This is a genomic window from Balneola sp., from assembly GCA_002694685.1.
Classification (GTDB): domain Bacteria; phylum Bacteroidota; class Rhodothermia; order Balneolales; family Balneolaceae; genus Gracilimonas.
On record NZMW01000010.1, the window covers coordinates 247,114 to 260,667 of the forward strand.

Genomic DNA, 13,554 nt, shown 5'->3' on the forward strand with positions numbered 1-13,554 from the left:
AAAAGTTAGATAAACGGGTTAATTAGTAATTATATCCCGAAACCCGATGGAGTACACATAATCAGAGTTAGGGTTTTGTCCTTCATAAAGCTCAACAAGTTGGCCATTATGAAAGGCAATAGTTTTCCCAGTGGAGGGAATTTCTTTTATGAAATCACCGCGATGCGTAAAAAACTTAAGTATTCGCGTGGCTTCCTCTTCCTCACTGGCTGCCTGATGAACGACCTGTATTCCCACCCATTGGTCTGAAATGAAATAGCGATCCATAAACTCAAAGTCAGTCTGAATAATTTCAATAATCTTGTTGAAATCCTCTCCTGCTGCTTCAATTTCATCCCTCTGAATATCTATGTCTAGGGGGATTGAGTTTACTGAATAGTCATCAAGATTAATAGAGTAGAGGCTGTCGGTCATGGGATAATATCCATACAGGCTATTATCATGTTTTTCAAAATTCATTCCGGATGAGCGCAACATCACCATGCTACTTATTGCATTCACTCTGCCTAAAGTAAAATCCAGAGCTTCTGAAGTCTTGTCGTCATAAAAGCGGTAGGCTAATGGAAGGGAGTCATTGGAAAAGCCAGTGTAGGAAGTCCTTCCAAGAATAAATGAAGGGCTATTTTCTTCTCTGCGTAAAAGAAGAACACCTCCGAAATCCTCATGAGTTACTTCTTCTATGCATTCCTGTGTTTCAATATCAAAATAGATAAGCTTGGTGAGAGACTGATCCAGCACATACAAGGTGTTTTCAAAAGTGTCGAAGGCAGACACCTGCTCAAATTCACAAGGACCCTTTCCGATACCTCCATAGCTGGCAACCATCTCATAGTCTTCGAAAAGATATACGCCCGGAGAATTGTCAGAAATGATCAGTCTATTCTCATCCAGAAAATCAATACCGGCAATAGAGCCGAGAAAAGTCATATCATCTTTAAGCACATGGGTTGTAGCTGAATCAGCAAGAGAAATTGAGATGCTGGAACTCGGTGTTTTGTTTTCATCTTCAGAAGAACAACCTATAAAAGCTAAAAGAACTGACAGAAATAGAATTAGATTAAAGCGCATAGCGAAAATGTAATATTATGAGTGAGGGATTTACGTAATATTAATGACCTTATAAACTTTATAATATGCAAGTTAAGCTTGGCGAAGCTGTAGGTAGTTTCATTAGTCAAAGAATATGAAGCGGCAAACTTTACTTCTCGTTTTTTCAATAACTCTATTTATATACAGTCACGGGGTTTCACAGACTCCTATGCAGAAAGAGTTGCCTGACATGTCTGCTTTTGTTGGGGCATGGATTGGGGTGTCAGGTGTTGATACGCTAATAGTGGACCTTCAATTAAAGAGTTACTTTCTTAAACCGTTAGGAAAAAATATCTGTGTTCTATACGGAGACTATGAGTACAAATCTGATAGTACATTCAAAACAGACTCAAAACCCAATGAAGTTGAGTTTCCACTCAATGTCGGAATTACCCAAGAAAGAGATGAAAGAGAATTCATTGGCTTTGCCTTTAGAGATAAAGAGTTGGGTAAAACAGGAAGATTAAGGCTATATGTGGATGAAAAAAACGCGGATAAACTTGAATGGCGTTTGTCTTATGGTGAGGGGATTTATATAAATGCTACCAGAGCAGAAATCGAAGAGCGAAAAAGGTTTTCTGTTCCCACCGAAATGACGTTGTACAGAAGAGAATAAATTGAGAAGCAATATCCGTAAATGAAAAGAAATGCAATTTGTTCTGAATCCTAATTGAATCCAATCATCCTGCTCCTTATCTTAGGAAAACTTCAAATAAGCGTTCACTCACAATTACCGATTTAGCAATCCATAACTTTGAAGCACTGCCGTCGCGTACCCAAAAATGGAGGTCGCGAGATTGATGGCATTATCTTTTCTCAATATCATTATTCAAATCCGGCGCGTTATTCGCAGTCGGATTTTTTTTGATCTAAAAATCCAGACACCTCTTCAAGCCAGTACTCCAATAAATAATTTTTTCCCAGGTTATGAAGCTCTGCGTCGTAACCTATTTGCTCCTACGCAAAGTATCGGGGGCAAGAGTGTTGTTAGAGTCAGTAAGCAGACCACAAACTATCTGGGTTCAAATCTTTTTGTTAACGAATCCAATTTTCCACAAAACCATATTTCACCAAACCCGAAACACAGTTAATCAATGTCACTCAACCAAAGAAAAAAAGCCATACTTGCACTAAGCGACGGTACCATTGTTCACGGCCAGGCTGTTGGACATGAAGGAATAACTGGTGGCGAGCTATGCTTCAACACCAGCATGACCGGTTACCAGGAAATTTTCACCGACCCGAGTTATTACGGTCAGCTGATGATGATGACCTACCCTCACATTGGAAATTATGGAACCATGCCCCGGGATGATGAAGCCCGAAAGGTGATGGTCGCTGGAATTATCACCCGAGCCTTTTCATGGGAATTCAGTAATCCTATGGCCGATCGAAGTCTACAGGAATATTTGGTAGATAACGAAATTACGGGGATTTCAGGAGTTGATACCCGAATGCTTGTTCGCCATGTTCGAGAAAAGGGCGTGATGAACGCGGTTATCTCCAGCACTGAGATGGATGAAGAAAAGCTGGTTCAAATGGCCAAAGACTGGGACGATATGGAAGGTCTTGAACTAGCCTCCAAAGTAACCCGATCAGAGGCCCAAACCGTAAACGGAGCTGATGACTTTAGAGTAGCTGCTTTCGATTACGGAATAAAGCAAAACATCATCAACAATCTGAACCAAAGAGGATGTACACTGAGAATTTTTCCGGCAAAAACATCAGTTGAAGAAATCAAGGAATGGGAAGCAGACGGATACTTCTTTTCAAATGGTCCCGGAGATCCAACGGCTACAGCCGAGTATGCGCTGGAGGCTGTTAACTATGCTACCCAAAGTGGGAAGCCGGTTTTTGGGATTTGCCTGGGGCATCAACTGATGGCGCTGAGTGAAGGCCTGAAAACGAAGAAGATGTTTGTAGGTCACCGCGGAGCCAATCAGCCCGTGCAAAACCTTTCAACAGGATTGGTTGAAATTTCAACACAAAATCATGGCTTTGCAGTAGATGAAGAATCACTCGACGATAAAATTGCCAAGGTTACACACATCAACCTGAATGACCAGACGATTGAAGGCTTAGAGTTCAAGAACTTCCCCGGTTTTTCGGTTCAGTATCACCCCGAAGCATCACCCGGTCCACATGATTCCGCTTACTTGTTTGATCAGTTCATCGACATGATGAAAGCACAGAAATAAGACAGCCGCCACCGCCCAAAAACCAAATAACGAATTAACAAAAAAAGAAATAGACTATGCCAAGACGCGACGACATCAAAAAAATTCTGATTATAGGCTCCGGCCCCATTGTGATTGGCCAGGCCTGTGAATTTGATTATTCCGGATCTCAAGCTTGCCGATCGCTGCAGGAAGAAGGCTATGAGATTGTACTGATTAATTCGAATCCGGCAACTATAATGACCGATCCTATAATGGCGGATGAGGTATATATGTTGCCTATGACTACCGACTCAATTCGGGAAATTGTAGCCATAGAAAAACCGGATGCTGTCCTACCAACCATGGGTGGACAAACGGGACTGAACCTTTGCCGGGATCTGGAAAAAGAAAATTTCTGGAAAGAAAATAATGTCAAGATTATCGGTGTAGATATTGATGCGGTTGAACTGACTGAAGATCGCCAGCTATTCCGTGACAAGATGGAAGAAATTGGAATAGAGCAATGTCGAAGCCGAACAGCACAATCACTGCTGGACGCCAAAGAAATAGTGGAAGAGCTTGGCGGACTTCCCATTGTTATTCGCCCTTCATTTACAATGGGTGGTGCCGGTGGCGGTATCGTTTGGAATGAAAGCGAATTTGAACGAAAAGTATTACGGGGATTAGAGCTCAGCCCGGTTCATCAGGTGCTTATTGAGGAATCTATATTTGGCTGGAAGGAATTTGAGCTCGAGCTGTTACGCGATGACAATGACAACGTGATTATCATCTGTTCCATTGAAAACATGGATCCGATGGGAGTTCATACCGGAGACTCGGTTACAGTTGCACCCACTCAAACACTGACGGATAAGCAGCTACAAAACATGCGTGACGCAGCCATCAAAATGATGCGAAGTATTGGGACTTTTGCGGGAGGCTGTAATGTGCAGTTTGCAATGGAGCCCGGCTCAGACCGTTTGGTTGCCATTGAGATTAACCCAAGGGTAAGTAGATCTTCGGCACTAGCCTCAAAAGCGACGGGATATCCGATCGCGAAGGTGGCTACGAAGTTAGCTGTTGGTTATACGCTGGATGAACTGAAGAACCAGATAACCGGCACCACATCAGCCTGTTTCGAGCCAAGTATTGATTATGTGGTCTGTAAAGTACCTCGATTCAACTTCGATAAATTCCCCGGCGTAGATGAAGAGCTTTCAACCCAAATGAAGGCTGTTGGTGAGGTGATGTCGATTGGACGAAACTTCCCCGAAGCGCTCAATAAAGCATGGCAATCGCTGGAGGTTGGTCGAGATGGACTCGGAGCCGATGGCTATGAAGAATTTGATCGAAAAACAGTTCGTGAACGGTTACTGAAGCCTTATTGGGATCGATCCATGCAGATTCGGAATGCTTTCAAAATGGGAGCTTCAGTTGAGGAGATTGCCGATATCACGAAAGTTGATCCGTGGTTTTTGCAGCAAATTCGCTACATGGTCTCCCTCGAAAACAGAGCCGAAGGTCAGGCACTCAAAGAAATTTCAAAGGAAGATTTCTTTGAAATGAAACAAGCCGGATTTTCAGACTCCCAAATTGCTTACTTACTCAGCAAAAGCGGTGAGAAAGTAACGGATAAGCAAGTCCGAGATCGCAGAAAGGAATTAGACATCACCCCTTCTTTTAAGATGGTAGATACCTGTGCGGCAGAGTTTCCGGCGCAGACTCCATACTATTACTCAGCCTACGAAGGTGAAAATGAAAGTGAAGTGACCGACAAGAAGAAAGTATTGATCTTGGGAAGTGGTCCGAACCGCATTGGTCAGGGTATCGAGTTTGATTACTCCTGTACTCACGCTGTACTGGCTACCAAAGAGATGGGATATGAAGCCATCATGGTGAATTGTAACCCCGAAACAGTTTCAACTGATTTCGATTTTGCTGATAAGCTTTACTTTGAGCCGGTTTATTGGGAGCGCGTACTGGATATCATCGACCATGAAAAACCTGAAGGTGTTATTCTTCAGGTTGGTGGCCAAACAGCCCTCAAGCTTGGAAAGAGATTCGTTGAAGAAGGAATTAGGATATTCGGAACAGCATTTGAAATGATCGATTTTGCGGAAGATCGTGGAGAGTTTTCCAAATTCCTTAAGAAACTGGATATCCCTTTCCCTGAATATGGAACAGCCCATGAAGTTGAAGAAGCCGTAAAAATTGCCCAGCGAATTGGCTATCCGGTACTTATCCGTCCAAGTTATGTGCTGGGCGGGCAAGGAATGAGGATCGCGGTTAAAGAGGAAGAACTTCGAAAGTATGTGGCTAACATTCTCAAAACTCATCCCGAAAACGCATTCCTGATTGATAAATATCTGGAGCAAGCCATTGAGGTAGATGTAGATTCCGTCTATGATGGAGACCAGCTTCACATTGCAGGAATCATGCAGCATATCGAGCCGGCGGGTGTTCACTCCGGAGATTCAACGGCTGTACTTCCTCCTTATTCACTGAGTGATGAGATCATTAAAACGATTGAAGATCATCAAGAGAAGATTGCCAAAAACATGGAGATTCTTGGATTCCTTAACGTGCAATATGCCGTGAAAGATGATAAGGTATATGTACTTGAAGCAAACCCCCGAACAACACGAACAATCCCATTCCTGGCCAAAGCAAATCAGATTCCAGAAGCGGCTATCGGCGTGAAAGTGATGCTAGGAGCCAAGCTCAAAGAATTCGACCTAAAGTCAAAACTGGAAAACTGGGCTATCAAAGAGCCGGTCTTCCCATTCGATAAATTCCCGGAAGTGAAGAAAGAGTTAGGACCTGAAATGAAGTCAACCGGCGAAAGCATTTACTTCGCCAAGGATTTCAATGATGATCACTTCAAGAAACCATACGAGTTTAAGAGCTTGTACCTCTCGAAGTAGCAGGGATAAAACGATCGCTGATTTCGCAGATAACACTGATTTTTGTGTGCGTAGATTAAAACTCACGAGTTATTTGTAAGGAAGGACTCTGAAGTTGCTCTAACTGAAAAAAAGAGCAATTTAAGATCAGGGTACTTCTTATGAACAATTCGGGTAGAATATTTACGAACAAAAATTTCAAATCCAGCAAAATTACGGGTGATATAATTGGCTGCGGAATGCGGGTTCATTCAGGTCTCGGTCCGGGATATCCCGAAATAATCTATCAGCGGGCAATGGCGTTGGAACTGGATAAAGCGGGGCTTACATTCTCAAGAGAGGTAAGCATACCGATACTTTACAATGGTATTCAGGTTGGTTTGAGACGAGCTGACTTTATTGTAAAAAATGCCGTAGTTTTAGAACTCAAAGCAATTAGTGAATTAGATAAGGGCAACAACAATCAAGTTCTAAATTATTTAGAAGCCTATAATAAAGAGATTGGTTTATTGATGAATTTCGGCTCCGACAGTCTGCAATTCAAGCGGCTTATCTTAACAAAAGCAAAGAAATAAGAAGATATTATATCAGTGGAATCCACGAAATCAGCGATCGAAAAAGACTTTATGATAACTAAGGCAAAAGAGACCCTTAAAAACACATTTGGATACGACACCTTTCGACCGCTGCAGGAAGAAGTTATTTCTCAGGCACTAAAGAAAAAAGATGCACTCGTAATTATGCCCACGGGTGGTGGTAAGTCGCTTTGCTACCAAATACCCGCGCTGATATTTGATGGGCTGACTATTGTAGTTTCTCCTCTAATTTCATTGATGAAAGATCAGGTGGAGCAGCTTCGGGAATATGGAGTCACAGCCGTTCACTTGAATAGCTCGCTATCTCCTGAGGCCTATGGCTATAATCGCCGGCAGGTGCTTAATGGCAAGGCTAAGATGCTCTACATCGCTCCGGAAACCTTGTTGATGGACAAGACCAAAGAGCTGTTAAAAGATATCCAAGTGGATTTCTTTGCTGTTGATGAGGCACATTGTATTTCAGAATGGGGACACGATTTCCGCCCAGACTATCGTGAATTAGCCTCAGTCCGTCAGGAGCTTTTCCCAGATGCCGTTTGCATGGCTCTAACAGCTACGGCTACTCCGCGTGTCCGAAAAGACATTATGACCACACTTGAGTTTGAGGACTCAGATGAGTTCATAGCAAGCTTTGACCGTAAGAATTTGTTCTTAAAAATTGCTGATAAAGACGATCCAACTAATCAGGTGCTGGACTTTTTATATACCCGCAAAAATCAGTCGGGAATTATATACTGCATTTCTCGAAGGCAGGTAGATGAATTAGCTCAAGAACTGGATGACGAAGGTTATTCAGTGAAACCCTATCATGCGGGACTTTCTGATCGAGATCGGGCTATAAATCAGCGTAAATTTATTCGGGATGATGTATCCATTATTGTAGCCACCATCGCATTTGGGATGGGGATCAATAAGCCGAATGTTCGTTTTGTGATGCATTATGATATGCCACAGAATATAGAGTCCTATTATCAGCAAATTGGGCGAGCCGGCCGTGACGGATTGCGCTCTGATTGTGTGATGCTTTTCAGCTATACCGACACGCAAAAGATTAAGTACTTCATCAACAAAAAAGAAGGACAGGAAAAAGAAGTAGCAGAAAAGCATTTGGATGATCTGCTTAAGTTTATCGAAACCAAGAAATGCCGGCGTATTCCGCTGATGGATTATTTTGGGGAAGAGTATCCGAATGAAGAATGCGGCATGTGTGACAACTGCCTTTCAACGGATGAAAATGTGGAAGACTACACCATTCAGGCTAAAAAGCTAATGGAATGTATTTCTGAGCTCGAAGAAAGCTTTGGTAAAACACAGGTTGTAAATGTATTAAGAGGTTCAAAAGCCAAGAAAGTACTCGAGTTAGAGCACGATAAACTGAAAAGCCATGGTTCCGGGAAGGAATGGTCGAAAGATCAGTGGGAGCAATTATCCCGATTGCTGATTCGTCAGGATTATTTGAGCAAAGGCGAGCACGCCGAGTTGAAGCTCGAAGATAAATCCCATGCGGTATTAAAAGGAGACGAAAATGTATTTGGCACACTCGATCGTACAAGTACGGCAATGAGTACCGAGGAAGCGTCAAGAGTAGCTACTGAAGTTGAGGCAAAATACGATGAAGAACTCTTTGAGATTTTACGTAAAGAGCGTAAGAAAATGGCTGATGAAAATGGGATCCCTCCTTATACCATTTTCCCTGATACCACGCTTATGGAAATGGCCTATTACTATCCCAAAGACAAAGAACATCTGCTGCCACTTTATGGAGTCGGAGATGTGAAACTGAAAAAATATGGCTCCCTGTTTATAGGTATTATCAAGAAATACACCAAAGAGCATAATATCGAAGCGAAGGAAGAAACGCTTCAGAAAAAGGCAGAAGAATTTGAAAGTGTAGAGACTTACGTTCAGATTGGCAAAGCTTTTAATGACGGTCAGTCTATCGAGCACCTTTCTGAGGAGCATGGCGTAAAGGAAGTGACTATTCTAAATCACTTAAAAGATTACCTCAAGGATGGAAACGACTTGCGTATAGAAGGGATCACGGAAGCGACATCCCTATCTCTTCGTCAGCAGGATGAAATCATTAAGATCTTTGACGAAAAAGGATCTCATATGCTGAAAGTTGTGTATGACCGTATGAATAAGAAAATTGGCTACGATCAAATCAGAATTATGCAGCTATACTTTATGGCTAATGAGGAGAAAGGTTAGCATTCTGAGGTTACAGGCAGGGTGATTGTGAATTTGGCCCCGCCTTCTTCCAGGTTTACAGCTTTGATGGAGCCGCCGGATTGCTGAATAATTTCATTAGAAATGGGAAGACCAAGCCCCAACCCAAATTTTGCACCCTGGTTTTTTGTGGTGAAGTTAGCCTCGAAAATCCGGTGGATTATTTCGGGGGGGATGCCGGGTCCGTTGTCTTCTATTTCAATAAAAATCTGATCTTCTGAGTGTGCTGTAGAAATAGAGATCTTGCCTGTGTCATCGAGGGCATCACAGGCATTAACCAGCAGATTAGTCCATACTTGATTGAGGTCTCCTACCTGTACGCAGGTTTTTGGGATGTCATCGAGCTTTAGACTGAGGTCCACAAACTTAAGTCGGTTGCTTAGTACAAGTAAGGTGTCCTTTATACCATCTCTGATATCAACATAGGCTTCTTTGTTTTGATCTTGCCGGCTGTAGCTTTTCAGGCTTTTTACAAGATTCGCTATCCGACGACTGGCTATGCGAATATTGTGGATCATTCGTCCCGCCTCAAAGTGATTAATCAAATCTTCTATCGGGTTCTTTTTCCGATGGTCCCGAATGATTTCCAAAGCACTTTCGGGCATTTGAGCAAGCTTCCGAACCGACGACCGATCATGAACCCACGGAAACTGCTTCTCAATTGTAAGCATTTGTTTCCGGAGTTTGGTGCTGTCTAGCGGCTCACTTTGTAACCCCAGCTTAAAGAGCTTAAAAGTTGAGTCTGATTCTTCAAACGTAGAATAAATTTCAATAAGATTATCTGCAGAGCGCATTAATGCTGAAGCCGGATTATTAACCTCGTGAGCAAAACCGGCAACTAACTCTCCTAGCGTAGCCATCTTTTCCTGATGAATAAGCTGCTGATGAGTTTCTTCGAGCCTTTTATAGGCTTTCTTTAGGTCATCCTTTTCTTTACCGAGTTCTTTATTTAGCAGGTGCGTTTTAGCATGTAATCGGATATTACTTTTGTACCGCTGAATCATATTATTGAGCATGAGTTGTTGAAGGGGGTGCTGCAGGCGGGGGTGATCGCTCAGGTATTGCTCAAACTGCTGGGGCTTCATCTTGAGAGCCAGTCCTTTTACCATGATTTTTGCAGTAGTGAGCGTAGGCTCTCCCGTTGTAAAAGCGATTAATCCCACAAAGTTACCAGCACTTAGTTTTGTCAAGGTGACATCGCTTCCGTCGGCTTGAGTACGAGTTAATATTACTTCTCCTTCAAGGATGAGATATACATCTTCCAGCGGTTCACCTTGTGTAAATAAAACGTCACCTTCGTTTAACTCCAGCTGCTGTTGCCGTAGTTCATCCAGCTCAGTTACCAGCTTCCTGATGAACCGGAGAATAGTTTCATTATCGTTGAGCCAAGGTATGTGCTTGTTTGATTTCATCCTGAATTAATGATCCGTCATTTGATTGGTTCGAATAGTATCGGAAAGTTTCTCAGTATCCAGAATAGCCATATAGGGAAGTAGGTTTTTTTCGTTATTGATGACGTAATCTGTGAGCTCATCAACCACCACTTTTTCCAGCTCTTCTTTGGTCCATGGCTTTGCTATATAATGATCTAAGTCGGCTTTATTGATAGCGAGAATGGTATCCTCATGTCCGGCCTGACCAGTAACAAGTACTTTTTTAGATTTCGCAGCTTCGGGGCGATTTTGTAAATCGATCAGTAAATCTACCCCATTTTGTCCGGGAAGTACATGGTCACATAAAATAAGACCAATTTTATGATTGTGATCGATTATGTAATCAATTACATCCCGGGCTTCATCTGCATTATTTGCAGCTTCTACCGGAAAGTAAGATTCGAATTCCTCCAGGTCTTTGATGAGTGCATCCATCACTTCCAGCTCATCCTCAACAATCAGTATATAAATTTTATCATCCATGATGTTTTCCTTAGTTTAAAATTAGGGGCCAGTAGAAAAGAGCATATAAAGTCACCATTAACAACCCAAAAATACCTATTACAAAACCGGCGCGTGTCATATCGCTGGTTTTTAAAGTTCCGGTACTCATAGCGATGGCGTTAGGCGGAGTAGAAATTGGCAGCATCATTGCGAGGCTGGCACTCACACCAATCACCAGACTAACTAAAATCAGGCTAAACCCTTCGCCAGCTACACCTGAAGTGGCCAGACTTACAGCCAGTGGAATCAATAAAGTAGCTGATACCGTGTTGGACAGGAAGTTTGACATTACAATGGCCACTAAGCTAAAAGCGATAATCAGGAAGATGGTTGAGAAGGAGCTCCATTCAATACTAGTGATAATCCACTCAGCCAGCCCGGTACTTTCCATCGAGATGCCTAAGGAGATACCGCCGGCTACAAGCCAGAGAACTTCCCAAGGGAGTTTTCGAATTCCCTCCTTACTCAAAACACCAGTGAGCGACAATGCAGCGACAGGAATTAATGCAATAATACTGCTGCCGACGCCATGAAAAGTTTCGGTGATCCAAAGCAATACGGTGGTTGCGAATACGACATATACAAAAATGGCTTCCTTATTTTTTTGAAAGACTCCTTTCATGTCCATCTCCACACGTTGGGAAGCTGGTTTGAAAATCCACAACAGAATTAACCATGCAGCAAACAGCATAACAACTACCAGTGGGCCGGCCAAAACCATCCATTCAGTGAAAGCTATATCAATTCCCTGAGTTGACAATGCACCGATAACTACAGCGTTTGGAGGCGTACCAATGGGAGTTGCTATACCCCCAATGTTGGCAGCAAATGGGATGCTTAAAGCCAGCCCGATACGCAAAGGGTCTGAAGTTTTTGTCCGTGCAATGATGGGTAAAATTACGGTCATCATCATGGCAGTGGTGGCTGTGTTGCTCATAAAGGCAGAAAGAACTGCAGTAACTACCATCAACCCGAGAAGTATGAATTTTGGTTTTGAACCAAAGGGTTTGAGCAAGACACGAGTCAGGTTTTTATCTAGGTCAAACTTAACGGCGGCATCAGCCAGTACAAATCCTCCCAAAAATAAAATGATGATAGGATTAGCGAGGGTGCCAATAAAATCAGTATATGCATTAGGGATATATTCGCCCGTTGTTTCAGGAAAAAGAACTCCCTGTTTACTCAGAAAAAAGACCTGCAAAAGAATCACCAAGATAGAGGTAGCATAAATGGGGACCGGCTCCAGCATCCAGAAGACGGCCGCTATAAAGAAGATACTGAGCGCCACATGTCCTGCTTCCGAGAGTCCGGGAATATTAAGAAAGAAGGGAATAATAAAACCAATAACCCCGATGATGACGGAAGTCAGTTGTTTGTATTGGCCATTCATGGTAGTGAGTGTAATGAGTGAGTAACACCAGAACGATACAAGTTTTATGCGAATTAATTGTGAAGAACCCAGAACAAGATTCGCTGTTCCTACAGGTATTTTTTATAGGGCAGAGCTATCATTCTTGTAGTGAAAAATTAATATGTTGGTATGTAGTTTGAATTGATAATCTACCATCTAAGCCTGCTTGATTTATTTGCCATGACATATTTAGCGAAAGGCTGTATAATAGAAGTCACCATGAACTATTTGTTCCAAAACAATCTTAGTAAATAAAAGAACTTTGAGAGCTGCTGTACTATGATCCTCAATCCTGAAATACTATCTAAGCTTTCCTCACTAGAACTTCGTGCCAAGAAGGTTGTGGAGGGATTTATTTCGGGTTTACATAAAAGTCCGTTTCATGGGTTTAGTGTAGAGTTTGCCGAACACCGCCCTTATAATCCCGGCGATGATTTCAAGCATATCGACTGGAAGGTTTATGCAAAAAAAGAGCGGTTCTATGTAAAGCAGTATGAGGAAGAAACGAACCTGCGTTCTTACGTGATGCTGGATACCAGCTCATCGATGCTGTTTAAGCATTTTGGGGAATGGACGAAGATACGCTATGGAATCCATTATGCAGCTTCACTTATGTATATGATGCATCGCCAACGAGATGCGTGTGGCTTGATCCCATTTAACTCAAAAATTGATGCATTCATCCCTGCAAAGTCTACTTATGCTCACCTGCGGCAGATATATACAGAGCTGGAAAGAGAACTTATTCGTGAAGAAAAAGAAGGGCAAGAAAAGAGGAAAACCGCTTCAGCCCAAGCTATTCATGAAGTTGCTGAGCGATTGAATCACAGGAGCTTGGTGGTAATTATTACCGACTTATTCGAAAATGTGGATGAACATGAGGAAATCATTTCTGCACTGAAGCACCTTCGCCATAGAAAACATGAGGTGTTGTTATTTAACGTATTAGAAAAGAAAAGTGAACGAGACTTAGACTTTCCAGATCAGCGGTTTGTTTTTGAAGATATGGAGCTTGGAGATGAGGTAGAAGTGCTTCCTGCTCAAGTTCGTGACGACTACCAGAAAAAAGTGGCTGAGTACACGAAGAAATTCAGAATGGCTTGCAGCGAGTTCGAAATTGATTTCGAAGAAATGGACACCCAGGGTTCTTTTGATAAAGCATTACTAGCTTATCTAACCAAAAGAAAAAGGCTGGGATAATTTCGTTAATCGTTCACGAATAGCGATTAA

The 13,554-nt window shown here is 42.4% G+C and carries 11 protein-coding genes; 7 read left to right on the forward strand and 4 right to left on the reverse strand.

Annotation, left to right across the window (positions count from 1 at the left end):
- Positions 1–18 precede the first annotated feature (18 nt).
- The gene (locus CL667_10715; GenBank protein ID MAL18174.1) at positions 19–1,068 is read right to left on the reverse strand and encodes a hypothetical protein; all 1,050 of its coding nucleotides are present in this window, start codon (positions 1,066–1,068) and stop codon (positions 19–21) included.
- A 115-nt stretch (positions 1,069–1,183) separates the two neighbouring features.
- Between CL667_10715 and CL667_10720 the strand changes: the two genes are divergently transcribed.
- The 6 genes from CL667_10720 (at position 1,184) to recQ (ending at position 8,958) form a co-directional block, all read left to right on the forward strand.
- Positions 1,184–1,705 carry a hypothetical protein gene (locus CL667_10720; GenBank protein ID MAL18175.1) on the forward strand — a complete coding sequence of 174 codons (522 nt, stop codon included), beginning with the start codon at positions 1,184–1,186 and terminating at the stop codon, positions 1,703–1,705.
- A gap of 184 nt (positions 1,706–1,889) precedes the next feature.
- Positions 1,890–2,180 carry a hypothetical protein gene (locus tag CL667_10725; GenBank protein MAL18176.1) on the forward strand — a complete coding sequence of 97 codons (291 nt, stop codon included), beginning with the start codon at positions 1,890–1,892 and terminating at the stop codon, positions 2,178–2,180.
- 3 nt (positions 2,181–2,183) lie between these two features.
- Positions 2,184–3,287 (forward strand): carbamoyl phosphate synthase small subunit, encoded by a 1,104-nt coding sequence (locus CL667_10730; protein ID MAL18177.1) that lies wholly within the window; start codon positions 2,184–2,186, stop codon positions 3,285–3,287.
- A 56-nt stretch (positions 3,288–3,343) separates the two neighbouring features.
- The gene (locus CL667_10735) at positions 3,344–6,172 is read left to right on the forward strand and encodes a carbamoyl phosphate synthase large subunit (GenBank protein ID MAL18178.1); all 2,829 of its coding nucleotides are present in this window, start codon (positions 3,344–3,346) and stop codon (positions 6,170–6,172) included.
- Between the two features lie 140 nt (positions 6,173–6,312).
- The gene (locus CL667_10740) at positions 6,313–6,726 is read left to right on the forward strand and encodes a GxxExxY protein (protein ID MAL18179.1); all 414 of its coding nucleotides are present in this window, start codon (positions 6,313–6,315) and stop codon (positions 6,724–6,726) included.
- A gap of 51 nt (positions 6,727–6,777) precedes the next feature.
- Positions 6,778–8,958, forward strand: coding sequence for a DNA helicase RecQ (gene recQ / locus CL667_10745; GenBank protein MAL18180.1), 2,181 nt, complete (start codon positions 6,778–6,780; stop codon positions 8,956–8,958).
- Here the strand turns inward: recQ and CL667_10750 are convergent.
- Genes CL667_10750 through CL667_10760 form a run of 3 tightly spaced genes read right to left on the reverse strand, consistent with a single transcriptional unit; the run spans position 8,955 to position 12,258 of the window.
- Positions 8,955–10,388 (reverse strand): hypothetical protein, encoded by a 1,434-nt coding sequence (locus tag CL667_10750; protein ID MAL18181.1) that lies wholly within the window; start codon positions 10,386–10,388, stop codon positions 8,955–8,957. The genes recQ and CL667_10750 overlap by 4 nt on opposite strands.
- A 6-nt stretch (positions 10,389–10,394) precedes the next feature.
- A complete protein-coding gene (locus CL667_10755; protein MAL18182.1) occupies positions 10,395–10,892 on the reverse strand; it encodes a hypothetical protein in 498 nt (165 codons plus the stop codon).
- A gap of 10 nt (positions 10,893–10,902) precedes the next feature.
- A complete protein-coding gene (locus tag CL667_10760; GenBank protein ID MAL18183.1) occupies positions 10,903–12,258 on the reverse strand; it encodes a transporter in 1,356 nt (451 codons plus the stop codon).
- Positions 12,259–12,603: 345 nt separating this feature from the next.
- Here CL667_10760 and CL667_10765 point away from each other — a divergent pair, with 345 nt between their 5' ends.
- Positions 12,604–13,524 carry a DUF58 domain-containing protein gene (locus CL667_10765; protein MAL18184.1) on the forward strand — a complete coding sequence of 307 codons (921 nt, stop codon included), beginning with the start codon at positions 12,604–12,606 and terminating at the stop codon, positions 13,522–13,524.
- Positions 13,525–13,554 lie beyond the last annotated feature (30 nt).

Coding starts and splice junctions, on each gene's coding strand:
- CL667_10715 (MAL18174.1), bottom strand. CDS start 1,068: ATGCGCTTTAATCTAATTCTATTTCTGTCAGTTCTTTTAGCTTTTATA.
- CL667_10720 (MAL18175.1), top strand. CDS start 1,184: ATGAAGCGGCAAACTTTACTTCTCGTTTTTTCAATAACTCTATTTATA.
- CL667_10725 (MAL18176.1), top strand. CDS start 1,890: ATGGCATTATCTTTTCTCAATATCATTATTCAAATCCGGCGCGTTATT.
- CL667_10730 (MAL18177.1), top strand. CDS start 2,184: ATGTCACTCAACCAAAGAAAAAAAGCCATACTTGCACTAAGCGACGGT.
- CL667_10735 (MAL18178.1), top strand. CDS start 3,344: ATGCCAAGACGCGACGACATCAAAAAAATTCTGATTATAGGCTCCGGC.
- CL667_10740 (MAL18179.1), top strand. CDS start 6,313: ATGAACAATTCGGGTAGAATATTTACGAACAAAAATTTCAAATCCAGC.
- recQ (MAL18180.1), top strand. CDS start 6,778: ATGATAACTAAGGCAAAAGAGACCCTTAAAAACACATTTGGATACGAC.
- CL667_10750 (MAL18181.1), bottom strand. CDS start 10,388: ATGAAATCAAACAAGCACATACCTTGGCTCAACGATAATGAAACTATT.
- CL667_10755 (MAL18182.1), bottom strand. CDS start 10,892: ATGGATGATAAAATTTATATACTGATTGTTGAGGATGAGCTGGAAGTG.
- CL667_10765 (MAL18184.1), top strand. CDS start 12,604: ATGATCCTCAATCCTGAAATACTATCTAAGCTTTCCTCACTAGAACTT.